Raw genomic sequence first — 24,301 nt, 5'->3', positions numbered from 1 at the left:
TATCAGTAAGGATATCCATACCGACAGTCAGCTACAGACCGGACAACCCCACAAGACGGCCGTCCTCGGATGAGTACCTTGGTCCACGGCCAATGCCGGACGTGCCAGCGGAGGTCTACGCATTGTGGTACATGAACCACATTCCCCCCAAACTTGATAATCGACGGATGGCGAAAATACTTATGGTGTCAAAAAACGCGTTCTGGGGCTCGACAGGTTCAGAGCAATTGCGGTTCTGAGCGTGTTTGCCCGTCAGAGCAACAATCTCGCTGGTTCGCTGGAATTTGACAGAGTTGGCTTTGGGTTTCTTTGGCCCGACAGATTTCTTCCGACTTATTCACGCCAGCGTACGGACATCGAGACGCAAGAACTCAGCGGTCGCGCGGCAAAATCTGGAAAATTCCTGGCCAATGCTCTGCGACGAACATCGCACCGCCCAGCTTTTAACCCGATTGACCTGAGCTTCTGGCTCAATCGACCTTCATCGATCTGACATCGCCTGTGCCCGGAACTAACACGGGAGCCTTAGCTTGGTCATAGGGTTGCCCTGCGACTCGGATGAATTCAACCATTGGAGGCCAACATGCCGAGTCGATCAACGAAGGCCATCCTGAAAAAGATCCCTGGCGTTGTTCTGGCTCATTTCGTGGTCGTTCAGTTCGGATGGGCTTTCACCAATCGACGCGCTCGGGTGGCTCGCTCGTTCACCAACCGCAAGCTCCTGGATCAGATCGCCGGAGCCGGCGAGATCAAGGTAAATGGGCGCAGGTTTGACATCCTACAGCGATTGGATTCCGGTCGAGTTTACAGACATTGATGCCACCAATGCGCAGGACTGGCGGCGATATTTCGTTCCCGATTCGATCAGCAACATACTTGCGGAGCATGTCTGGCAGCATATGACGGCCGAGCAGGGTCTGGCGGCTGCCCGCGTTGTTCATGAGTACCTCAGGAATGGCGGCTGTTTCCGGGTTGCAGTCCCCGATCGCAATCATCCGTCCCCGGACTATTACGACGACTCCAAGCCGGATCCCCGTTATCCTCGGCCACAAGGTTTTTTACGACAAAGACTGAATGGTCGAACTTCTCATATCGGCAGGCTTCTCCGATGTGACACCGATCGAGTGGTGGGAGGCAGCTTTAACGAGGTGCCATGGGACGACGAGCGAGGCCATATCAAGAGGTCCGCACATAACAGCCCTCGCAACACCAACGGAAAGCTGACGTACACATCTCTCATCGTCGATGCCATCAAGTAAACAGCGATGCGGCCGCTCCAATAATGTCCGGCCGCATTCCGCGACCAATCGGGCGGGAAGCAATGCCGTTCGCCCTCAGCTGCGTAAACGACCTAAATCTGCCGCTTGCATTAAGCGGATTTCTGGTGGAATCTGTTGCAATAAATCTCCCTTTCGAATTCACCGCCCTTCGGGCCTCATCTACTAGCCAGGAGGAACCTGCAAATTGCTCGTTGATCACGTTGGAGTCGTCGTCAAAGATCTATCCGACGGCAAAGCCCATTTTTCGGAAGCGTTTGGTATTCGTCGATGGACGAATGTCTTTGAGGATTCTGTGAACAATGTCTGGGCTCAATTTGGCGCCGACCAATCGGGTACTTGCTTTGAGCTTCTTGCGCCACTGAACGAGGGGAGCCCTATTAGCCGAGCCCTGACCAAGGGCATCGCGATTCTCAATCACATTGCCTTCACTGTGACCTCGATCGAATTGGAGGCGGATCGCCTCTGCAATCTCGGCTGTCTTCCACTTGGAGAAAGCAAGCCGGCCATCGCCTATGGCGGCCGCCGCATTCAGTTCCTGATGTCTCCCCTGCAATTCATCGTCGAGCTCATTGAAGCGCCCGGGCATCGCCACGAATATGTGGAACGGCCCATGGTGGTGCGACAACAACTTTAAGATGAACCGCCATACGCGGCGACGATCCTCAGGGCGTTCGCTGCCAATAATAGCACTTCGAGTCCACCCGAATCATCGGCGCCTCGATCTTCCTTTCCCGGCGAAAGTCATCGACCGCCTTGCGGCAATAGGTCCAGGTGTCTTCGCCGTAATCGTCGATGATTGCGTATCCTCCGACCGAAAGCTTGTCATACAGGTTCACCAACCCGTCCATGGTCGACTCGTAGTAGTCGCCGTCCAGCCGCATCACGGCGATCGGACCGATGGGGGCCGTCGGCAGCGTGTCCTTGAACCATCCCTTCAAGAACTGAACCTGATCGTCGAGCATCCCAAAGGCCTGAAAGTTTCGTCTTACGTCTTCAAGAGAGACCGCGAAGTGGTTGTATGCCTTCTTCATCACGGCCCCCTTATGGGCCGTGGCCTCGACCGGGTATTTCTCCGCGTCGGGCTCGGGTAACCCTTCAAAGGAATCTGCAACCCAGACCTTTCGGTCCTTCACTCCGTAGAGCTTCAATACGGCCCGCATGAAGATGGTCGCGCCTCCCCGCCAGACGCCCGTTTCGATGAGATCACCTTTGATCCCGCGAGCAAGGACATCGAGTATGCAGGATTGCAGATTTTCGAAGCGAGCTAGGGGCAGCATCGAAATCGCGCTGCCTTTGATATAGTGATCAATGAACTCATTGACGAAGTAGAGTTCGTTCTCCTGATCCGTGTCCGGCTCCGCCGTGAACAGCGTGTTCGTCAGCGTACGCTTGAGCAGATCGAGATAGAGGCTCGCTTCCATTGAACCCGACAAGTGCTTGCAATGATCCAATCCACTATCCTTCATAACCATTCCACAACTCCTGTTCGGCCATTCAAGTCGCGCTGCCCGACAGGCATCACACTTTTTGTCCGATCAAGTTCGCAAATTCGCCGACGTTCTTCAAACCGCCAATCTCGGAGGCGGAGAACCTGACGCCGAATGCCTTTGAAACCGCAAGGACAAGACGAACGTGAGTGAGGCTATCCCAGCCGTCGACGTCTTCAGCTGTGGTTTCCGGCGTGACTGACAGATCATCTTCGTCGAAGATGTCGCGAAACACCGTCGTTAGTTTCTCGTAAATCTCGGCTGATTTCATCTTTCCGTCCTTCTTGGGTCGCTATTGATCACTTGTTCACATGTCGCCCAGGCAACTCGCCGGGGGTGGCGTCACGTTGCAGCGACGTCGTCTGTGGTTCAGCCACCTTGGGACAGACCAGCGGTCGCAGCTTGTGCGCCAACCTCTCCGACCAGACCACCGCCAAATGGGGTTTCGCATGCACCTCATCGGAGTAGTCTAGGTCACCGTCGAGGTCGCCCATGCTCAAAAACTCGAACCCAGGACGATCCTCAAACGACGGAACCAATGCCTGCAATGCCTCGCGGTAGCCGGCGTAGTACGGACTGGCGTTCCGATGCCAAGCGGGAATTGGGAGGTCCACAAGCACCACGCGCTCGCCCGAGTTCAACAGACGGTCAACGATACGCTTCAGTTCCGCGACCTGGCCGAACGATATGCTTTCTCCGTTGCCCATCTGCTGGCGCCAATAGTCAAGCGCATCCTGCTTCTGCTTGTCCGTCATCACCGCGGCTTCGCGCTCCGTTTCCGTACGATCGCGCGAGTGGCCCATCGACTTCTCGACCGAAGTCCTGATATCGCGAGCCATCTTCTCAAGCAACAGAATAGGCCGGATCAAGGTCACTCCAGTATCAAGCCATTTCGGGGAAACGACCGACACCGCCCCGTTCGAGGTTCGACGAGCGAAACCGTACCGGTATCGCTCGATGTCGATGTCAGTCTCGCCGCGATGCCGGTCCGCGTCCGCATATCGGACATCAGAGTCCACGAACATTCCGTATGAGACGCCAATCACAAAGGTATCCGATCGGCGATCATCCGCGCTCTGAACCTCGTGCACCAAATCAATGATTTGTCCGACTTCGTAAATATTGGCGCCCCCAACGGCTAGATTGTGGATTTTCGCGCATGGGACCAAGGAGCGCATGATATTCGGCCTCAATCCATTTCCCGTATTCGACGCTCCGATCAGAATAACTTTTCGATCGGGAGCAGCCAGAACGCTACGTCCCAGAAACACGTATTTCGGGGTCGTCATATACAATGAATCGCCGGCCGTCTGGCCGTCCAGAACGCCATCCTTCGACGGCGACGGCAGCACGATGAACGAAAGAGCCAGGACGATCAGGTACAGGGCAGCAAAGGACACGAACGTCAGTGCGGCCTGTTTGAGGATCAGCTTCAATTTAGAACGCCTTGTACACGAAGTCGGGCGCCTTGTGGAACAAGGTCGCAATGGCGATGACGGACATGATCTTGCCGGCGAGGACCACGTTGCGCGCGACAAGACCTTCGCCAATGGCTGCAATAGAAACGCCGGAAACTCGCTTGCCAACGCCAGCCATCACCAGAGCGGCGAGTGCGAACAGGACCACGAGCATCACAAACGCGCTCCCGAGGCCGACGACCCCCAGCCGATGCACCAGAGACATCAACTGCTGAAGCTCCGGGGTCCAGAGGCAAGTAAAGGCCACCAGAAAATACGCCATGGTGACGCCGCGTGCCCCATAGATATACCAGACTTTCTCCGTGAGCGATCGGTAGCCCTTCTTGCCAAGGCGTTCGGTGCAGACGACCTGCCAGATCTTGTTGACGCTTGCTCCCAGCCCCATCAGCAGCCCATAAACGACGAACACCGCGGTAGTGCCATGCCATACGCCCATGACCAGAAATGTGACAAAAAACACCACCACACCGAGATAGGCGGTGAGCGCAGGCGCCGGAAACAGCGTCATCAGCAGCATCAACAGCGGGTTGAAGAGATAGAATTTGAACCACTGCGACAGCGTCATGTGCCAGCGCTGCCAGAATTCGAGGAAACTGCGGGACACGAACGGCTTGTCGAAGTTCTCAGGTAGCGTCTGCCCGAGGAGATGCCCCGCCCCGATGACGATGTCCATGTAGCCGGAGAAATTGAAGTAGAGATGGATCAGATAGGCGGACGCGGCCGCCGCATAGAGCACAACCAGCTTGGCCCCCGCCGCCTCGGCGAGGTGCTGGTTGAGAAAGCTGAACGCATATTCCGCCGTGGCGGCTATGACGACGAACTTGACGTAACCGGTCGCCACTCTGGAAAAGGCGCTGTAGACCTTGTCCGCATCGAGCGGCGCCTGTTGTACGCCGTCAGTCGCAGAGAAGTCTTGATATCGCTGGATCGGACCGGAGACGAAGGAGAGAAAGTTGCACGTATACCGGAAGAAGGCGAACGGACCGACAAGCCCGTCGAGATCGCCGGACCGGACGTCGATCATGACGTGCAGGATTCGGAACAGGATATAGGACAGACCGACCAGCAAATACGGGAAAGGCAAGCTTCCGAGCGGTTCGAAGAAGGAAAACCGCTTCAGGAAGATGAAGGAGACGAGCACCGCGACGACGCCGATGCCGAGAATGACTCCGGATCGCCGCAAGTGAACGAGCACCACACACGCATAGCCCAGCAGCAGAAACGCCAGCAGGGGAAGAACTTCCCTGACCTCGCTGAGATAGCTGCCAATGAAGACAGCGTTCGCCGTTCCGAGCACGAAGCGCCGATAGGTCACTGATGCGCTCAGGTGAAATGCGACGATCGTCGCGGCCAAAAATGCGAAGAATGTCGGAGAGGTCAGACTCATTCAAAATACCGTGTCGCGCGATCGTCCATCAGACGAGCGCATCCTGCGTCCTGTCGTACAGCACCGTCATGGGCACCTCTTCAAGCCTGGTGCTGGTCGAGAGTTCCCATCGGGTGGCGCCGTCGGCGCTCCGCTCGATTTCCTCAAATCCCAGCCGACCGTAGTGCTCCCGGACCATGTCGTTGCGTTCCGTCGGACGATACTCCCCGATGAGGGTGTTTATTCCGCGGGCACGAGCCTGCTGCAAAATCTCAGCCAGGATCGCCTGCTCGACGCGTCGACCCAGCACACGACAGCTCATCAGCCAGGTGTCGATCGTCCAGGCATCAGCGCTGCTCGCACGACATATGATGACGCAGATGATGCCGTTGTCGCCGAACTTGTCGATGAGCCTTGCGTGCAAGGTCATCACGCCCGGATCTCGCTCGAGCTGCGTGACCTGAGGCTCGGAATAGCGCCGCGTGGTGAGATTGAATTGATTGCTCTTGTTGATGAGTTGCGCCACGCGCGCTCGCGTCCGCGAATCGAACTCGCCGAACACGATCCGCATCTCCAGCGAGCGCAGGTAGGATTCGATGTCCGCGGTCTGGCCCATCAGGCTGAGCCGGCGCGCATTGCCCTGGTACATTTCAGCGCGCGCCCGGTCTTCGTCGGAAAATCCGATCGCCTCGAAATATCCCGCCGCGGCGAGCGTTCGCGCATAGTTCGCCGGATCCTCCTCGAGCTCCGGCACGCCCACATCCGGCAATTCTCGCCGAATGAGCGCCCGCTCGACCGGATTGTCATCCAGGAAGACGAGCGACTCCAAGCCAAGAGCAAGCTCCTTCGCGATCGCGCGGATGTTGCTCGCCTTGTCTTCCCAATTCGCCTGGAACACAGCGATGTGATCTTCCTTCAGGAGCATATCGGGATGCTCCTTGAAGGGCCGCCTCGCCACGCTATCAGTATTCTTGGAGCTGACGGCCAGGACGACTCCGCGGTCGCGCAACGCCAATGCGAGCTGCTGCACGCTGAGATGTGCCTCGCCCGTTGCATCGCCCTGGGCAATCTTGATGCCGTCCATGCCATCATCACCGATGATGCCGCCCCAAACGGTGTTGTCGAGGTCGAGCACCAGGCACCGACGGCTCTTGCCTCGCATCGCGCCAATGATACGAACGACATGGTCGGCGTAGAGCGGCACGAAGGCGTTGTCGAACGGCAGCTTCGCAAGATTCCAGAGCGGCGGCGAGTGCCAGTCCGCAAGTCCCACGGTCTCGGCGACACCGGCAACATCGAGCAACATGTCGCTCGAGCCCGAGATCGACTGGGCAAGCTTTTGGTTGAAGCTGTCGATTAGGTGCCTGGCAGTGCCGGGAAGCGCGCGGTCGAACGAGCCGAACAATCCCTCCGGCGGCGCGGCGACAGTCTGAACGATGCAGGGCGCTCCGCTGTTGCGGCTTATCGCGGCGCGAATGGTGTCGAGCAGCCTGGCGGCGTCCTCCACCGTCCCGTCGGCCGCCTGTTGATTGCCGGGCGTCGGCCGCAGCGACAGTCCGCGATGATCCAGTGCGACCAGGACCGCATCGGGACGCGCCTTGTTCAGGTCGGACTCGGGATCGAGCGCGTCCTGGAGAAATTGGTCGTACGCGCCGGTGACGCATTTGAGTGAAAAGCCGTGGCGCGCCGCCGTCCCGATCAGGACAGGAACGATCAGATCGAGCGTGCCGTTTCCGATCAAGCCAAGACGAAAGGGCGCGAGCGGCGCCAGCGAGCGCCCTTCCGCCCGAGCCGACTGGATCAGTTTGCCCAACCGGGAAAGCTGGTTCTCGTCTAACGCATGGGTTGCAAGGAACCTGATCTGCTGCCCCAGCTCCCCCACCCCATCGCGAGCAAGCATCTTGCAGCGTGGGACGAAATCGTCTGGGGCCTCTGGAAGCCACGACAGTTCCCTGTACAAATCAACCGACACTGCTGATCCTCGGATTGAAAAAATGATGGCTCACAATCATTACTTATTTTGCGGAGAAAATCCAGACGATCCACATACTCGGTTAAGCCCGTTAACGAGGCACTTTCGTGGCGCCAAAGTAGACAGCAGCGACATGTTGCGCAGTTCGAAACAAACGGGCAAAAACCCTCGCGCAGCTGTAAGGAAAGTGTCACGCTCCCGCCCAATCCTGCGTGTCGTTTACCTCAAGGCGAGATCGCTGTTTACCTCGTGGCGACATTCACCGCTGTCGGAAGTAAGAGAAGGCCATGGAACAACCGTTGATCACAACTTGTATTCCGACGCGCGAGCGCGCCGAGACCCTGGCTCACACCCAGCGTACCCTCACTTCCGAAGATTGTTCGGACTGCGAATTTGGTGGTTCGGGCAATGCCAACAATCAAGCGCCTGGCGACGATGATGACTTCCTTGTTTCCAACATCCTCCTGACATTTCGGCAAATTCTGCGGACGCAAGTCGAACGAAATATCTGAAAGGCACATTACGATGGATACGCCCGAACTTACGATTGGCTTGCCGGTCTATAACGGAGCCCCGCAGCTCGCGACCGCCGTCGACAGCCTGCTGAACCAGACTTTTCGAAACTTCGTACTCGTTATTTCTGACAACGCGTCGACTGACGAAACCGCCTCCATTTGCCAAGCCGCAGCACAGAACGACAGTCGGGTGGTGTACGTTAGGCAGCCGAGCAACATCGGAGCATTTCCGAACTTCCGCTACCTTCTGGACAGGGCCTCGACGCCATATTTTATGTGGGCCGCTCACGACGATCGCTGGGACCCAACCTTCGTCGAAAAGAACCTCGCATTGCTGAAGCTAAACCCGCAGGCGATCGCGAGCATCTCTCGCGTAGAGTTTCAAGATGGCGGGCGGTTTGCCTTCGAATCCACATCAACTTTTCCCCTTCAGGGAGACGTCCGGGAAAACTTGAGCAGATTCTGGCAGCTCCCCAAAGATGCATCGCGATTCTACTCAATTCATCGCACGGACCTATTGCGTCGCTGTGTGCCGAATATTCCGCCCTATCATGCCTACGATTGGCTGGTCATCGCATTAACGCTAACGCACGGCCACTACCTCGAGGTACCCGAAGTGCTCATGTGGCGAGGTGCGTCTGAATCAGATCGTTACCTCCGACAAGTCAAACGCGACAATCGGAACGTTTTCCTGCGCGCGTTTCCGCTGCTGCCGACGACCTACTATGCGCTAAGACTTATCGGACTGCGCCAGCTCGATCGCAGCCTTTTGAGCCTCATACGCCTTAATCTTTTGCATCATCAGACCTACGTGGCTTTCGCGATAAAGCACCACCCCTGGCTGTTCCGGCCGTTGCGATGGACATTTCGTATATTTGGTCTAAACATGTTATTTGACAGGTGGCGGCAGCACCCGAAGGATTCTCGCAGCAATTCATCAACTTAATTTTTCAATCTCAGGGTGCGATGGCAAGCCGTCAATTCATCAACATAGCTGCAAATTTCGTTGGCGTTGGCGCGAGCGTTGCTCTGCCGCTCATCTTCAACGTCGCATATTATCGATATCTTGGAGGCGAGAACTACGGCCTGATCGGCTTCTACGGCTCTCTTCTGCTGCTAGCGTATCTGCTCGACATGGGGTTGACACAGACAACGGTGCGCGAGTTGGCGCGCCGCGCTGCTGACCCGGAACGTGCCGGGGAAATGCGCCTGGTCGTATTCACGCTCCAGTGCATTTATGGCGCCGTCGGACTTACTCTCGGTCTACTCGTGGTCCTGTCATCGCACTGGCTCGCAGAGAACTGGCTAAAGCTGGATCAGCTACCGACCGCCGAGGCGTCGTCCGCTATCGCCAGAATGGGCGCAATGCTTGGGTTGTCGTTTCCGTCCATCTTGTTCAGCGCGGTCTTGCGCGGACTTCAACGACAGGTGCTTAGCAATGCACTCACAATCGTCGTTGCCGTTTTGCGCGGAATACTAGTATTGGCTTGCCTCACCTTGTTCGGCGCAACATCGAGAACCTTCTTCACGACTCAAGTATGCATCTCTGTGGGCGAATTAGGTATTCTTGCTACCGTTGCCTGGTTGCTCTTGCCACCATCTAGCACGAACACTCACTTCAACTTCGATTTCCTGAAAAGCATCTGGCGCTTCACCTCGACCAATGGTCTCGCCGTATTGATTGGTCACCTCATGATGTTGAGCGACCGGATTATCCTTAGTACGTTTCTGCCTCTTAAGGTCTTCGGCATCTACACACTGTCGGTCACAGCTGCTTCGATGGTAACGAAGCTTAGTGGCCCCTTCAGCAATGCCTATTTTCCCCATTTCGTCGAGTTGGCCGAGCAGGGACGACATGAGTCGCTTTCCGAAAGCTATCACACTGCTACCCAGCTCGCGTCCGCGGTGATCATATCCACCGGCATCATTCTGATGTTTTACGCTAGAGACGCCATATTCTTGCTCACCAACGACCCCATGAATGCTGCAGTAGTCGCCCCAGCGCTAACCCTATTTGCAGCTGCGAACACTTTGAATGCTCTCATGTGGCTACCGCACACCCTGCAGCTTGCCGCCGGTGTCGCCAAATACACGCTGCGGATCAACATTGCTCAAGCTGTAATGTATCTGCCCGCTCTTCTGTTGCTTGTCCCCCGTTACGGCATCTATGCGCCCCCGGCACTGTGGCTCATCGTCAATGCGGTCAATCTGCCGATCTTCATCACGCAGACACACAAAACCGCGTTGCACGGCGAAGCCTGGGAATGGGTCAAACACGCCATGATGGCACCAAGCATCTCCATCGTGACCGTCGTCGGCATCGGCACCTTGCTAGCACCCACCACCGTCTCCTGGCTTATCACTTTACCCTGGCTCTCGGCGAATTTCGGCCTCGCAATCGCCGTCTCGGGACTGGTTACGCCCAAAGCCAGGCAGTTGATCCGCTTGCAGCTGTCAAGACTAAGCGCATAACCTAACTCGACCAGCGCGCAACAATTTCCCTCAGATTCTGCTCAATAGTTTGTTGAACGCGCCCCGCATCAAACTGCAGTTCCGCCTTTCGACGAGCTGAATTACCCAGCTGAACACAGAGCTCATCGTTAGTCAGCAGCTTCACGCACGCATCTGCAATTTGAGCGTCCGAATCGCAAATGAGAATTTCGACGCCGTCGATGAAGTTCAATCCTTCGGCTCCTACGGCCGTCGAAATCATTGGCTTCGCATATCCAGCAGCCTCAACGAGCTTAATCCTTGTTCCCCCACCCATAGTTATTGGGCAACAAATTATCCGGGAACGTTTGTAGAGCGCTGACAAGTCGGGAACTATACCTGGAAACTCCAAATTTCGCAGGTCGTTGTTGTAGCCTGGAATTAGATCCGGACGTTTGCCAGCGATGATGAGGCGCGCTTGCGGACACTGCGCCAGAATCCTTGGCCATATTCGCGAAACAAGTCGTCCCGCCGCGACTGCATTCGGTCGATACTCATAAGTGCCAAGGAATAGTATTGTTTGCTCTCTCACAACGACTGGCACGATTTCCGGCAGCGGCAATGCATTGTTTATGGCTCTTACATGCGGAAATCCCAGCCGCTCAAGATACTGTCGGTCCAACTCTGAACAAACAAACGTTCTCCCTGCTCTGCGCGCAGCCCGCTTTTCCGCAAAATAGATCGCCGGCGCTTGCAGAAAATGGGACAATTTGGAAACCAGAGAACTCGCCGAGAGAGCCGCCCGTATCTTCACTCGATGCTCGACATCGTCCAGATCGAATACCACAGTGACGCCAACTTCGGTCCGCGGCAACCTGACCATTGTCATCAACTTGTGAACGAAGACTATCTGAGGTGAATCCTTCAAACACATCGATATCGCCGCAGCTTGTTCGCGACCGCCATACGGATAATAGCGTGGTCGATAGAGGACGGAAAATAGCGACTGCAGGTACTCCCACCAACGCATCGGTAGATTGCGCCGCGGCGCAAGTTTTACGCTTACGCTCACACCCCAGAATCTCGATTGGAGGTCGTCAAGCAATTTCGGATCCATGCTCCACTCCGGAGCGTCAGGGCTTGCAAAATGAAGAATTTCTATCGAATCGGAAATTCTCGACAGCGCCTGCACAAACATTCGGAGTCGCTTATAGACTGCATGAACATCCCTCCCCTCAACTGGCGGGTGAGTGGGCGTCAACACGAGCGCTTTCATTGTGTTGGTCCAGTTTTCGTGATCAATTCATCAAAGCAGGTTACTCGACTAGGTAAACAACATCTAGAAGTGACTATGGAAGCGGCAGTTGGGCAAATAGAAATCAAGTTTCCGGCGGGGCGCGCATTTTAATCATTAGCGGTAGCAAGCAAGAGTTTTTGCGAAGAGCGTTGCACGCGTGGGCTCCATTTGCTACCCGTATTCTGATACTCGTATTCGTCGACAGCTCAGTGAACATTGAAGCGTATATCCCATGAAAGTTGTGCTACTCGCAGGTGGACTTGGAACTCGCATCAGCGAAGAGACCCAGGTCAAGCCGAAGCCGATGGTCGAAATCGGGGGACGGCCCATCCTCTGGCACATCATGAAGATCTTTTCCGCCTACGGTTTGAATGATTTCATCGTTTGCCTGGGGTACAAGGGCTACATCATCAAGGAATACTTCGCGAACTATTTTCTCCACATGTCGGATGTAACCTTCGATATGGCCGCGAATTCAATGACCGTGCACGAGGCCAAGGCAGAACCGTGGCGCGTCACCTTGGTCAATACAGGCGAGGAGACGATGACCGGCGGACGCCTGAAGCGCGTCCGCGATTTCGTCGGGGAAGATGATTTCTGCTTCACTTACGGCGACGGCGTCGCTGATGTCGACATAACAAAGCTGGTGAGCTTTCATCGAGCCGAGGGGCGACTCGCTACGATGACAGCAACCCAGCCGCCCGGCCGCTTTGGCGCCATCGATCTCGACGGCACACGTATCAAGCAATTCATCGAAAAGCCAAGAGGCGATGGCAATTGGATCAATGGCGGATTTTTCGTGTTGTCGCCCAAGGTCATCGATTACATCACCGATGATGGGACGTACTGGGAACTTGATCCGTTGCAACGGCTTGCTGCCGACAACCAGTTGTCTGCTTATCTGCACGCCGGCTTCTGGCATCCGATGGATACGCTGCGAGACAAGCTTTATCTTGAAGACCTCTGGGCGCGCGGCAAGGCTCCTTGGAAAGTATGGTGATGACTTCCGAATTCTGGAATGGCAAGCGTGTTCTTCTGACGGGGCACACCGGTTTCAAGGGCGCATGGCTATCCCTTTTTCTCGAGAAGCTTGGAGCTCGAGTCACCGGGCTCGCGCTTGCGCCAGATCAAAATCCCAGCCTCTTTGAGATCGCCGGCGTCGATCGGGGCTTACGCTCGATCATCGGCGATATCCGCGATCTGCCCACCGTTGAGCGCGCCGTTATCGCTGCCGAGCCAGACATCGTCATCCACATGGCAGCCCAGGCGCTGGTGCGCCGCGGCTACAGGGAGCCGGTCGAGACCTACGCAACCAACGTGCTCGGCACCGTGCACGTGCTCGATGCGGTGCGGCGCCTGTCGAAGGCACGCGCTTGCGTCGTGGTCACTAGCGATAAATGCTACGAAAACCGCGAATGGCTCTGGCCCTATCGCGAGGATGAGCCGATGGGCGGGCGAGACCCATACTCCAACAGCAAGGGCTGCGCGGAGCTGGTCGTCAGCGCCTACCGCTCATCCTATTTCGCGCCGGCCGGAATCGGATTGGCCAGCGCGCGTGCAGGCAATGTCGTCGGCGGTGGCGACTGGTCCGAGGACCGGTTGATTCCTGACCTGTTCCGCGGCTTTATCGATGGCAAGCCGACACTGATCAGGCAGCCGGACTCTATCCGCCCCTGGCAGCACGTACTTGAAGCTATTAGCGGCTACCTATTACTTGTCGAGCGGCTCTGGAGCGATCCGGATTTGTTTGCGCAGGGTTGGAACTTCGGCCCACCCGATGTCGGCGCCGTTCCCGTTCAAGCGATTGCGGATACGCTCGTCGCCAGATGGGGAGACGGAGCGTATTGGATCCGCGACAGTGAGTCGGGCGTCCACGAGGCGAATGTGCTGAAGCTCGACTCGACGAAGGCCCGAACACTACTTTCATGGAAACCGAAGCTCACCGTTGAGCAATCGCTGGACTGGATCGTGAAATGGTATCGCGCCTATGTCGCACGTGCTGATATGCGGAATTTCACGACCGCTCAAATAGAAGAATACGAAGCTCGTGACTTGGACGCTTGAGGTGAGCGCAAACTAGGCTTTGGTTTGCGTGTAGAATTCGGCTTCTGCGTCCCAAGCCAGCTTTTCGTTCCAGCCAAGCACCTCCTCATCGACTCTATCAGTGTTAATCCTGATCATCGGTTCTCCAAACTCCTTTTGATCAAGAAGCGTTATTGGACAAGGTATTCTCAAGCGGGAAGCCATTTCCGCTGCAAAGCGATTGGCAAAAGCGCCCTGACTTTCAACATAAAAGCTCGGATTTGTTCGCGTTATCCCAGAACACTGGGGGAGCCTCTCCGCGAATGCCGCGTATGCCGCAGCCAAGAGATCGACGTGGATATTGTCTCGCACATACAGCGGGGTCCGGACCGCTGGCACTTCGCCCCTGAGCCAGGATTGCATGAGATAGTTGCAGAAGCGGGGTTCCTCGAACGGCCCAATCGGATTCGGGATGACGAATTTGCCCAAATTGAAATTCATGGTTTGACTAAGAAAGCGATAGACCTGCCACGTAAGCCCCTTCGACAGCCCATATGGGGAAAATGCGCGCAGGGGCGCGTTGCCTGCGCCTTCGTCCTGCTCAAAGACCGAGCCGGTCAAGAGCACGGCAGCCATGCCACCATCTAGCATAGCCCTTAGAACAGCACGCAGATTGGACGTGTTATCTGATAGCGCAGCCATCACATCAAAATCAGCACTACGATAATCTTGCCCGGTCCGAGCTGCGTGTTGGCACCAGATATCCCACGAATCCGACCTAGCGAGATCGAGAAAACGGGGAGAGCCAAACGGACAATCCTCTACAACGTGGGCAACTCGCCTGAGCTCAGCCACACGCCTGCCCCGCAGGTCGGAATAGTTGCTGCCCCGGAGTGGCGCGACAACCGTGTGACCATTTACGTTGAGGCGACGTGCAAACCAAAGGCCGGTAAAGGAGCTTCCGCCGGTCAAGAGAATCTTCACACCATCCCCCGCAAGAGCTCAGAGCCATGAAACTTGGGGCTAAAATCCGGCCAGCTTCGGTCTTTCGGCGAAATATCGACTGGCGTCCGCGGCCACTTCACATTAAATCGCGGGTCGTCGAAACGAAGGCCCCGCTCCTGCTCTGGGGCATAAAACTCCGTCACGAGATAAAATGCCTCCGTACTGTCCTCCAACGTAATAAGGCCATGGGCGAAGCCTCGCGGGACAAAAATTGCCAATCGATTCTCTGCTGTCAGCTCCACACCAAACCAATGACAGAACGTTGGCGAGTCCGGCCGCAAATCGATAATCACGTCATATAGCGCACCTTGTATACACCGTACGATTTTGATCTCCGCGGCTGGAGGCAACTGATAGTGCATGCCGCGCAGCGTTCCCGCTTTTGCGCTAAGCGCATTGTTCATTTGAACCACATTGATTGGAATCCCAGCGCTTTCGAATTCACGCTGACAAAACGCACGCGCGAAGAAACCTCGATCGTCAGCGCGCCTTTCCAACTCAATCGTGTAAGCGCCTGGGAGTGGAGCCGGATGGAATTTCATAGTTGCGAGACCTCTTAGACATAGGACTTGAGAGCGATCGGAATTTCCAATCGGACGGGCTACATACGATACAACGAAATGACATCAGCCTCAGCAGACATCCGGCGACCGATACACGTCCACGCAAGTAATTATTGAAGGGACTTAATGGCACCAAGGTCACCGAGGACGAATAGAGAAAGATCCGCTCTGGCAGAAGCCATCCTCTGTATCTCCGCAGCATAATTTGGATTCATGATCACGACCGCTGAACCGTTTGGGAGATCATTGTACGACAGGATCGGCAAGGCTGTGACCGGGAGAAACTTCCCAATTTTCTTGGGGTTGATGTCCACGACCCCGGCCAGATTCTGGCCTTCGACTAAGAGCGCAAACGTCACACCTTTCGATGCAGCCCCCCACAAATATGTTGGACGATCGCACTCCTTCAAGAATGCACGCCACGAATGTACGATTGAGCTCACGCGATCTCTAAAACGCGATGTTTCGACTGGATATCTCGACGCTGTTGGCAATGAGCTTGTTTGTAGGCTTGGCTTAGCTTCAACCCAAAGATATTGATCCCCAAAAACACCTTCGATATTTACAACCTCAAATCCGGCCCTCTGAAGGGCAATAGAAATCGAGCACTTCGAAAATATCGAACAATGTTCATAAAAAATATCCTGAACCTGCAGGCTCGAAACTATCCAGTCAATATCCGGAGTTTCCAGGAACAGCCGCGCGACAGGAGTATTCTGTATCGCACTTCGAATGGCACGCAAGAAAGGCAGTGGACCGGCAATATGCTCAATCGTATGACGAGCTACAATGAATTCCGCCCCCCCCGGCACGACGGATGCTGCGTGAGCGTCGAAAAGGCGTCGGTAGATGGTGGCGTTAAATGGGCCGCCTCCATCATCACCACGCCAGCTAGGATCAAAACCGAATAAGCAGATCTGCCGGGAGAGCCGCTGCGCTAGCATTTCGACAAACGTAGCTTGCCCACAACCTATTTCTACCAGGCTTGCCGATTTCGGCGCCATGCCCGCAACTACTCGATCTGCCATACTTGACATGTGCGATTGAAAAGCAACGGACTGCATTTGATCATTATCGTAGTCGGGATCGTACTTGATGAGCCCCTCATCGAAGGCGCGGTTCCAGGCGAAGCCGCAGCCGCTGCACTTTGCCATCTCTAGCACACCAGACGGCGCCATCCTCGCTGCTTGAGCAGTAGGCCAGACACGGTTCTGCAAAATCGGAACGTGAGGACGATAGTCCAAGAGGGTAGAGTCTTGTGTACCGCAGATTGGGCAAGTCATTAGTTGATTCTCACATCGCAGTTGAGATCAGCTAGCCTAGGCGATCGAGCTTGGAAAAACTCGCCTTCGATAACGATTAGGCGATCCTCTTCAAATAACTCTCCGGCCATCCAGTGATCACCTTGTCGAGATCGCTCTCGTTGAACCGCCACTTCGGGTGTTCAAGAGCGAATTCTGGATGACGGGCGAGGAACTCTTCGTTCGCCGCACACGGATTGTCGCCCTTCCAATTCGGATTGCCCCGCGGGGTGTCATAGACAGTTCGCATAATTCCGTCGGTCGAAACGATGTAGGACCCCTTCGTGACTACATCGTGATAGGCCTCGAGTTCGGCCGCGACGTGCGCCTTTGTATGGTTCGAATCCAAAATCAACAGCACAGTGTCGCCGGGCTTCACGTGAGATTTCACTTCGGCGACCACGGTGGCATCAATTGAAGAGCCCTCGATCATAGTAATCATAGGACGGAGCTCATGATCGTCCATTGCTGCACGATTATGCGGCCGAATTTCAATGTCGACACCCACGACTCGCCCCTTCCCTATCGCCTTGAGAAGAGACGCCGAGAAGATCAAAGACCCCCCATGCGCGATGCCTGTCTCAATGATGACATCCGGCTTGACGGCATAAATCACCTCCGCCAGGCGCACCATGTCTTCCGGATGCTGAATAATCGGGCGGCCCAGCCAGGTGAATGTGTAGGAGTATTTCGCCTGCCAGCTCAGCTTCATCCAAATATCGGATAGCGCCTCGAATGCCTCCTTCGAGTAAAGGTCCACCTTACGATCGGTCGAGCCGTCCCCAAGCACAACGGATTTGCTGTCGGTATCAATCGTAATCTTCATTCAAGATCTCCGTTATGTATCGTTGTTAGGCTTTCAACCCGTACGATGGCAAGCTGGCCTACAGCCTAATCGCACCAGATCGTCAGAAACACACTCATCTACGTGCCAACCTGCGCGGACCGAGCAAAGAAGTCCCTGATTTTCCTTTGCACCTGGACGAGGTCGTAGACCGCCTCGGCCTTCTGGCGTGCCGCCAAACCCAGCCGTATGCACAAATCTTCGTCAGCGAGCAGTTGCACGCAGGCATTTGCAATGTCGTCGTCCGAGTCCCGGATCAGGATCTCTTCGTTGTCGGTCATACCCAGCCCCTCTGCGCCGATTGCCGTTGAAACCATGGGCTTGCCATATCCCGCGGCCTCGACCAGCTTGACGCGCGTTCCGCCGGCGATGGTTATCGGACAACAGATGACCCGGGACCGCCGGTAGAGCAGGCTCAGATCGTCCACGATTCCGGTATATTCGACGTTCGGCACCTTGCGGCTGAAGGCCGGAATAAGATCAGGACGATTTCCGGCGATCACAAGACGCGCTTCAGGCTGTCTGCTTGCGATCTTCGGCCAGATGTTCGAGATGAGCCGCTCAGCGGCAAGCACGTTGGGCGGATATTCGTAGTTGCCGAGATACAATACGGTCGGCTCGCCTGGTTGGCTTGGGACCTCCTGCGGAATCGGGAGAGCGTTTGGGACCGATTGTACCCGCTCACCCATGCCCAACTTTGCGAGATAGCGCCTGTCGAGCTCCGAACAAACGAATGTCATTGCTGCGATCTTTGCAGCCTTCATCTCCGCAAAATAGATTCCCGGGATCTGGATCAGGTTGAACAGCTTGGAAACAAGGCTGCTGGAACTCAGCGAGGTCCGAATCTTCACCCTGTGCTCAACGTCATCCAGATCAAAGAAGATCGGCGCGTTATTGCCCTTGATACGAAAGAATGGCGCCATGCCTGTGATGCGATGCGCCAGAACCAGGCACGGCTCCTCGTCCAATTGCGACGATATCGCCGCGACCTGTTCATCCCCGACGTATGGAAAAAATCGCGGGCGGGTCAGCACCGAATAGGGGGAGCTGACATGCTGCCACCAGCGGATGGCGTTCTTGCGTCTCGCCACCAGCCTGACCCGCACATTCGTGCCCCAGTACTTGGATTGTGCACGATCAAGCTCGCAGGGATCCTGCTTCCATTCGGGGGCGTTCGGCTCGACAAAATGGAGCATGGTGACGGAATCCGACATCTCTCCGAGCACCTGCACGAACATTCGAAGTCGCTTGAAAATGGCGTGAACATCCCTGCCCTCCACTGGAGGATTGGTCGGGGTAACAACCAGAGCCTTCATAAAGTCTGCCGCCTCGTCCGATTGGCACAAGATTTCATCCGTGACGCTCCTGGTTCACCAGACCACAAGTCCGGGGCCTGCGCTGTTCGCAACGCCATCATATGGCGGTGCCATGGTCGAATTTTGCATAGAACATGCCAAAGACGGCCACAGTTTGCCGCGCTGGAAGGATCGAAGAAGTTGTCGGACAGCGTTGTCCGATCCGCAACCTTCTTATTGCCCGTCGCAGGGCGGAACCATTGCATCATGCGGACCATATAGTCCAAAGCGAGCGCCGCGCTCAATCTGGTTGCAAGCTTCGTTAACACGGGCTGTTGACGTTTTTTCGTCGCAGTCCTCGTTAACAGGAGGGAATTGCGTACGCGCGGCTCAACTCCGGGCCGTCGCTGCTCGATGCATGGCGAGAATTGAAGTTGCACCCGGGGGCATGTAGTTTCCAGCGTCTCGGGAGACCATCACCCGCGCGATCAAGCAACAAGCTATCCACAGGCGAACCTCCTCCCGCAAACCCGGCGTCAAATCGATGACCACTCTTGAAATAAGGCATCACCGGAGCCGAGCCCTGCTCGGCCTCTTCGTCGCGATCACCCTCAGCTCGACGTCGGTTGGCGTGGCCCAGGTTTCCAACTTCGGAAAATCGACGGCTCCGGTCTACGGCGGAATTGGGGTTTCGCCCCAGCCATCCAACCGCTTCTTGGGAATGACGGGAACGTTCGCCCCACCTCACAAGGCGCCGGACGGCCGGTCCTGCATCTCGGTCAACCCTCTGACGCATCCTCAGACCCTCAATCCAAAGATCATCGATCAGATCGTCCTCGTGAACAATATCTGTGGCCAATCGATCAAGGTCCAGGTCTGCTATGCTGGCAGCACGGATTGCATTATTGTACCCTTGACCGGGTATCAGCGACTGCAGAGAACTTTAGGAGTAACATCGGGATCGACGTCGTTCAGATTCGAATACCGTGAGCTTTACTGAAACCTTTTCAAGCCGAGCCCCTCTGAGTTGTGCGCCCCCATCTATCTATTCCCGGCTTCTTGCGAACATCCATTGAGCGATCGACAAACCCAGACATTCCGATGAAGCGAGCTAGACCCCGCACCGCCCACCTCGGTTCGCGCATCCTGGTCGGCCTGATCGTAGCCTGCGCGTTGATGACGTCCGCTTTCCTGTGGTTGAGACCTACCCGGAGCGAAGCACTTCGGCCCAAAGACCTTCCGGCCCAATACACGCTGAAGCTGAACGGTCCGATATCGCCGGCATCCGCTGGAGCCATTGTCGGCGTGGCTGACGGCCTGTACGCACGGGCGGGCCTTGACGTCCGCGTCGTTGGAGGAAAAGCGGATAACGACGCCATAGCTGCGGTGGCCGCCGACGAAAACACCATCGGCATCGCCTCGACGGCCGGATTTCTCATTGCGCGATCGCAAGGATTGCCAATCGTGGCTTTCGCCGGAAGCTACGCGGTCAGCTCGGTCGAGTTTTTCGCCCTGCCCGAAACCACTTTGCTGATGCCGTCGGATCTGGAGGGAAAGCGCATCGGCTATCGGGCCGATCCGGACCTCTCTTCCATTCTTTACGAGTTCATCGCAAAGAATTCGCTGGCCGAGAGCAAACTGCTGCTTACGAACAGCGATACCGGCCTGCAGGACCTTGTGGACCGAAAGATAGACGTCCTTCTCGGTCGCATTGACGTTGAAGGCCTGGAATTGGCGCGATTGAAGATCGATTACAAGGCGCTTAGCCCGGCGTCCTACGGAGTTCACGCCGCAGGACCAGTATACTTTGTCCAGGAACGCGCGCTTGCTAAGCGACTCAATCTAGAGAGATTCATCATAGCCACCGCAAACGGCTGGAGCGCTGCATATTCCAACTATGAGAGAACGGGGCCGCTCATCGCCAGCTCCCTTGACACGCCGCTTCCTCTCCCGCTGATCTCTCGCCTGATGGATACGCAGCGCCACTTCTTGCGCCCCTATGGAGTGCGGTTCGGCGAACTGGATGCGAGGCGCAGTCGTGTCCTGCAGTCGCAACTTCTGATGCGGCGGAGCATTCGTGCGCCAGTCGACCTAAACCGCGCCTTTGACTACGATGTCCTGAACGGGGCGTACCGTAGCGAGGCAATCAATCTAAATCGCATTGAGCCCTGATCCGATGTCCAACGCTCCTCAAGTCATCATTTTCGGCGGCGCCGGCTTCATCGGAACGCATCTGGCTGCCCACCTCGTCGCGTCTCAGAAATACGAGCGGATCGTCTCGGTTGACATCGGACAGCCGAGAGAGAGAGTAGCCGGCGTTGAGTATTTGCACCACGATGTGCGCGAGGCGCTCAATCCCGATATCTCCAAGGGGAGCCCTGCCGATATTTTCAATCTAGCTGCCGTCCACGTCACGCCGGGACATCCGGACGGCGACTACTATTATACGAACGTATTGGGAGCCGCGAACGTCTGCAAGTTTGCAAACGAGACCGGCAGCAAGAATTTGGTCTTCACGAGCTCGATCTCGATTTATGGACCCAACGAGGCGGCGCTTGACGAGGGGTCCACTCCGGCACCGGTAAGTGCCTATGGGCGATCAAAGCTCGCAGCCGAAAAAATCCATCTGCTCTGGCAATCCGAGACTTCGGATCGAAAGCTCACCATTGTTCGGCCCGCAGTTATCTACGGACTTCACGAGCATGGGAATTTCACCCGACTCGCACGCATGATGAAACGGAAGGCCTTCGTCTATCCGGGACGGACAGATACAATCAAATCCTGTGGTTACGTGAAGGATCTCGTCGCTTCAATGATCTACATGTCGGTCCAGAATGACGGTGCATCCATCTACAATTTCTGCTTCGAGCACAGGTACACGATCAGTGAGATCTGCGCAGCGTTTTCCCGCGTAGCGGGCTATGCCAGGCCGCAATTGACAATCCCGATCTGGTTCATGGACCTCGCCGTACTTCCATTTGAGGCATTGCACTCGATCGGCTTGAAGACGGGAATCAACCGCGACCGCCTCCGGAAACTCTGGTTCTCGACGAACATCCTGCCGAAACGCCTTGTCGCGAGTGGCTTCAAATATTCATATGACCTTGAAAGCTCGCTCGCAGAATGGAAGGGAACGTCGCGCCTGAAGGACTTCGATTAGGAATTCTTTGGCGAAGCCGATGTCTCCCTCATTGAGAACAGAGCTGATGTTCGCATCACTGGACCGCACGACGCCCATCGGCGCGGCAACCAGGATCCAACGCTGTGCCGGGATCGCAGCGACATTCGGCCTGAGTGCGGTTATCGCCCTGGCGCCGCTCCCATTCGGATCGATGGATACGCGTGTCATCGCAATCTGGGTCTTGACGCTCGCCGCTGTGCTTCTGTTGGCGAGTTCAAGCCGGATGAGCTCCCGCGACACTGCCGTGACGGCTGGATTTGCCGCAATCGCGCTGGCCTGGATCTTTGTGGTAAGCGAGCAACTGGGCCTGATGTCGCTTTTGTCCACATGGACGACGGTTCCGATCTGGAAGCAAGCCTCGGCAATCCTTGGAGAAGAGCTAAAGGGCTCCACCTCAGTGGCCCGCAATCAGCCCTTCTTTTCGGCCGGATCGCAAATTGCCTGCGCGCTGTCCATGTTGTGCGGATATCTCGTCGGCCGGAACAGGCGCGCAGCTTACGTTGTGCTTTTCGCTTTCCTGGGCTCTGCACTGGTTTACGCGTTGTACGGAATGCTCGCCTTCAGCTTCTGGCCAAACTATTGGCTCTGGCAGCAGAAATATAACTACCTGAATTCGGTGACCGCGACCTTCATCAATCCGAATGTCGCGGCGTCCTATTTCGGGGCCGCAAGCTTGGGATGGATCCTTGTACTTGCGGACTCGAGGCGAAGGAGTTCGTCTGGAGTGCCGCTGCGCTGGCACGAGGCCATCCGATATCATCTGCATTCAACGTCCCGACGAAAACTGCTCTACGTGCTGGCATGTTTCGTGATGTTCATAACCACGATGATGACCGGATCGCGCGCCGGCGTGGTGTTGTCCCTGGTCGCCGTCGCCGGCGCTCTCCAGATTCATTTTCGCCGCGAATTGCGAACGCGTCGGCGGCTTTGGCTGCTCCCCATTGCCACGCCGCTGCTGGTGGTCGGGGCGATCTCGATTGTTGCGCCCCGGGTGAACGAGCGGTTTGGCGTGCAGGGCTTCTTTGATTTGGGTCGGTGGTACACCTACCAGTCAACAATCGAGATCATCCGGGATTACCCGTGGCTGGGAACCGGTCTCGGCACGTTTAGGTTGATATTCCCGACGTACCGGACCGGAAACGTTCCCTCCTACGGAATTTGGGAGCAGGCTCACAACACGACGCTGGAAGTTGCCTCGGAAATGGGCATTCCCTTTGCGCTAGCCGTAGCGACCGGCTGGCTCGTCATCTTTGGGTTGCTGGGGAAAGGGATGGTATCCCGCAATCGCGATGCAATATTGCCAACGGCGGCGTTTTGGATCGGTCTGCTGGCTGTCGTCCATTCACAGGTCGACTTTCCGTTGCAGGTTCCGGGTTTTTCGTTGGCCATTTGTCCCATTTTGGGCATGGGAATAGCCCAGTCGTTCTCTAGCAAGGCTGGACCATTAACCGAGGTCGATCAACGAACCAAGCGGCGCTGTACATTTGGCTAATTTTCTTTTAAAAACACATAATTACGGAAATATGGAAGAGGTCACGATTATGCAGGCTCCAGGACGCGCATTGCCATCGAAGCTGGTGTTTTCGGCCGTGCTCTGTGCGCTCACTTTCGGTTTGCCTACGATCGGTCTGGCAGCCTGCGTCAATGATCCCGTTGCAGCGCAGAAGGCCGCGTCCTTCACCACCAATCCCGCCTCGTTGCTGCAAGGACCCAGCGGGCCGCGCAGCCCCGACGAGGTCGCGGCGGACGTGCAGACCTTCGTTGCATCCTATCCTCAGGCGCTGCCCGCGGTGCTGGACATCCTAAAGGACCTGACCGGCAAGGGTCCTTCGACCTCTGACTTGCAGAAGGCGATTGGCACCGGCCTCGGAAAGGCGGCCAATGTTTGCAAGACGACTGATTTGACCTTCTCGTTGGAGATCCAGGGTAATCTTGGTGCAACCGGCTCTCCCGACGCCAATGCACAATACGCGGCCCTTACCGGCAATGATCCGACGCGGGCCGTTGCTCTCTCAGGCGCAGCGACCGGCTCTTCGGGTGGTGTCGGAGGTCAGACCTCTTCGACTGGCAGCACATTCAGCGGGGGCACGTCGCTCCAGACTTTCGTCTCCAACAGCGTGTCGAACAACCCGACCAATTATTTCTCCTCCAGCGTGAGTAGCGCTGGCTCGAGCAGTATCTCAACGACGACGACCATCGTCTGCACCGTTTCGGGTTCCTGCTGAAGCCGCTGCTTACTATCGCGCTTCAGCGTCTGATTTGGCC

General features: G+C 56.2%; 23 protein-coding genes. 12 read left to right on the top strand and 11 right to left on the bottom strand.

Features of this window, described 5'->3' with window-relative positions; genetic code table 11:
• Positions 1 to 758 precede the first annotated feature (758 nt).
• Both Q2941_RS15470 and Q2941_RS15465 read left to right on the top strand, forming a co-directional pair.
• Complete coding sequence (locus Q2941_RS15470; RefSeq protein ID WP_458193004.1) at positions 759 to 1,259, top strand: class I SAM-dependent methyltransferase; 501 nt, start codon at positions 759 to 761, stop codon at positions 1,257 to 1,259.
• 205 nt (positions 1,260 to 1,464) lie between these two features.
• On the top strand, positions 1,465 to 1,914 hold the full coding sequence (locus Q2941_RS15465; protein ID WP_458193003.1) for a VOC family protein: 450 nt from the start codon (positions 1,465 to 1,467) through the stop codon (positions 1,912 to 1,914).
• 28 nt (positions 1,915 to 1,942) lie between these two features.
• Here Q2941_RS15465 and Q2941_RS15460 read toward each other — a convergent pair whose 3' ends face one another.
• Genes Q2941_RS15460 through Q2941_RS15440 form a run of 5 tightly spaced genes read right to left on the bottom strand, consistent with a single transcriptional unit; the run spans position 1,943 to position 7,424 of the window.
• Entirely contained in the window at positions 1,943 to 2,752 is an 810-nt protein-coding gene (locus tag Q2941_RS15460; RefSeq protein WP_458193002.1) for a TylF/MycF/NovP-related O-methyltransferase, read from the bottom strand.
• Positions 2,753 to 2,798: 46 nt separating this feature from the next.
• Positions 2,799 to 3,038: an acyl carrier protein gene (locus tag Q2941_RS15455; RefSeq protein WP_458193001.1), complete on the bottom strand. Its 240-nt coding sequence runs from the start codon at positions 3,036 to 3,038 to the stop codon at positions 2,799 to 2,801.
• 28 nt (positions 3,039 to 3,066) lie between these two features.
• The gene (locus tag Q2941_RS15450) at positions 3,067 to 4,203 is read right to left on the bottom strand and encodes a hypothetical protein (protein WP_458193000.1); all 1,137 of its coding nucleotides are present in this window, start codon (positions 4,201 to 4,203) and stop codon (positions 3,067 to 3,069) included.
• A 1-nt stretch (position 4,204) separates the two neighbouring features.
• Positions 4,205 to 5,632, bottom strand: coding sequence for an MBOAT family O-acyltransferase (locus tag Q2941_RS15445; protein ID WP_458192999.1), 1,428 nt, complete (start codon positions 5,630 to 5,632; stop codon positions 4,205 to 4,207).
• Between the two features lie 28 nt (positions 5,633 to 5,660).
• The gene (locus tag Q2941_RS15440; RefSeq protein WP_458192998.1) at positions 5,661 to 7,424 is read right to left on the bottom strand and encodes an HAD-IIIC family phosphatase; all 1,764 of its coding nucleotides are present in this window, start codon (positions 7,422 to 7,424) and stop codon (positions 5,661 to 5,663) included.
• 446 nt (positions 7,425 to 7,870) lie between these two features.
• Between Q2941_RS15440 and Q2941_RS15435 the strand changes: the two genes are divergently transcribed.
• Genes Q2941_RS15435 through Q2941_RS15425 form a run of 3 tightly spaced genes read left to right on the top strand, consistent with a single transcriptional unit; the run spans position 7,871 to position 10,570 of the window.
• Positions 7,871 to 8,095, top strand: a complete 225-nt coding sequence (locus Q2941_RS15435; RefSeq protein ID WP_458192997.1) for a hypothetical protein — start codon at positions 7,871 to 7,873, stop codon at positions 8,093 to 8,095.
• Positions 8,096 to 8,108: 13 nt separating this feature from the next.
• A complete protein-coding gene (locus tag Q2941_RS15430; protein WP_458192996.1) occupies positions 8,109 to 9,044 on the top strand; it encodes a glycosyltransferase family 2 protein in 936 nt (311 codons plus the stop codon).
• Entirely contained in the window at positions 8,999 to 10,570 is a 1,572-nt protein-coding gene (locus Q2941_RS15425; RefSeq protein ID WP_458192995.1) for a lipopolysaccharide biosynthesis protein, read from the top strand. The genes Q2941_RS15430 and Q2941_RS15425 overlap by 46 nt, the downstream gene beginning before the upstream one ends.
• A gap of 1 nt (position 10,571) precedes the next feature.
• On the opposite strand, the gene Q2941_RS15420 is transcribed toward Q2941_RS15425, so the two are convergent.
• A complete protein-coding gene (locus tag Q2941_RS15420) occupies positions 10,572 to 11,804 on the bottom strand; it encodes a glycosyltransferase (RefSeq protein ID WP_458192994.1) in 1,233 nt (410 codons plus the stop codon).
• Between the two features lie 253 nt (positions 11,805 to 12,057).
• Between Q2941_RS15420 and rfbF the strand changes: the two genes are divergently transcribed.
• Entirely contained in the window at positions 12,058 to 12,825 is a 768-nt protein-coding gene (rfbF, locus tag Q2941_RS15415; protein ID WP_458192993.1) for a glucose-1-phosphate cytidylyltransferase, read from the top strand.
• Positions 12,825 to 13,889, top strand: coding sequence for a CDP-glucose 4,6-dehydratase (gene rfbG, locus Q2941_RS15410; protein WP_458192992.1), 1,065 nt, complete (start codon positions 12,825 to 12,827; stop codon positions 13,887 to 13,889). The genes rfbF and rfbG overlap by 1 nt, the downstream gene beginning before the upstream one ends.
• A 12-nt stretch (positions 13,890 to 13,901) precedes the next feature.
• Here rfbG and Q2941_RS15405 read toward each other — a convergent pair whose 3' ends face one another.
• The 5 genes from Q2941_RS15405 to Q2941_RS15385 form a co-directional block, all read right to left on the bottom strand.
• A complete protein-coding gene (locus Q2941_RS15405; protein WP_458192990.1) occupies positions 13,902 to 14,831 on the bottom strand; it encodes an NAD-dependent epimerase/dehydratase family protein in 930 nt (309 codons plus the stop codon).
• The gene (gene rfbC / locus Q2941_RS15400; protein WP_458192989.1) at positions 14,828 to 15,394 is read right to left on the bottom strand and encodes a dTDP-4-dehydrorhamnose 3,5-epimerase; all 567 of its coding nucleotides are present in this window, start codon (positions 15,392 to 15,394) and stop codon (positions 14,828 to 14,830) included. Before rfbC ends, Q2941_RS15405 begins: the two co-directional genes overlap by 4 nt.
• Positions 15,395 to 15,525: 131 nt before the next feature.
• On the bottom strand, positions 15,526 to 16,593 hold the full coding sequence (locus Q2941_RS15395; protein ID WP_458192988.1) for a class I SAM-dependent methyltransferase: 1,068 nt from the start codon (positions 16,591 to 16,593) through the stop codon (positions 15,526 to 15,528).
• A gap of 181 nt (positions 16,594 to 16,774) precedes the next feature.
• The gene (locus Q2941_RS15390; protein ID WP_458192987.1) at positions 16,775 to 17,542 is read right to left on the bottom strand and encodes a cephalosporin hydroxylase family protein; all 768 of its coding nucleotides are present in this window, start codon (positions 17,540 to 17,542) and stop codon (positions 16,775 to 16,777) included.
• Between the two features lie 98 nt (positions 17,543 to 17,640).
• Complete coding sequence (locus Q2941_RS15385; RefSeq protein WP_458192986.1) at positions 17,641 to 18,876, bottom strand: glycosyltransferase family 4 protein; 1,236 nt, start codon at positions 18,874 to 18,876, stop codon at positions 17,641 to 17,643.
• 523 nt (positions 18,877 to 19,399) lie between these two features.
• Between Q2941_RS15385 and Q2941_RS15380 the strand changes: the two genes are divergently transcribed.
• The 5 genes from Q2941_RS15380 to Q2941_RS15360 all read left to right on the top strand — a co-directional run bounded on the left by Q2941_RS15380 (position 19,400) and on the right by Q2941_RS15360 (position 24,261).
• Positions 19,400 to 19,855 (top strand): hypothetical protein, encoded by a 456-nt coding sequence (locus tag Q2941_RS15380; RefSeq protein WP_458192985.1) that lies wholly within the window; start codon positions 19,400 to 19,402, stop codon positions 19,853 to 19,855.
• Positions 19,856 to 19,956: 101 nt separating this feature from the next.
• Positions 19,957 to 21,027, top strand: a complete 1,071-nt coding sequence (locus Q2941_RS15375; RefSeq protein WP_458192984.1) for an ABC transporter substrate-binding protein — start codon at positions 19,957 to 19,959, stop codon at positions 21,025 to 21,027.
• A 4-nt stretch (positions 21,028 to 21,031) separates the two neighbouring features.
• Positions 21,032 to 22,015: an NAD-dependent epimerase/dehydratase family protein gene (locus Q2941_RS15370; RefSeq protein ID WP_458192983.1), complete on the top strand. Its 984-nt coding sequence runs from the start codon at positions 21,032 to 21,034 to the stop codon at positions 22,013 to 22,015.
• Positions 22,016 to 22,061: 46 nt separating this feature from the next.
• The gene (locus Q2941_RS15365; protein ID WP_458192982.1) at positions 22,062 to 23,528 is read left to right on the top strand and encodes an O-antigen ligase family protein; all 1,467 of its coding nucleotides are present in this window, start codon (positions 22,062 to 22,064) and stop codon (positions 23,526 to 23,528) included.
• Positions 23,521 to 24,261: a hypothetical protein gene (locus tag Q2941_RS15360; protein ID WP_458192981.1), complete on the top strand. Its 741-nt coding sequence runs from the start codon at positions 23,521 to 23,523 to the stop codon at positions 24,259 to 24,261. Before Q2941_RS15365 ends, Q2941_RS15360 begins: the two co-directional genes overlap by 8 nt.
• The last annotated feature ends 40 nt before the right edge of the window (positions 24,262 to 24,301 follow it).

The organism is Bradyrhizobium sp. UFLA05-153, assembly GCF_054185185.1.
This window is presented reverse-complemented; position numbering and strand designations above follow the sequence as displayed.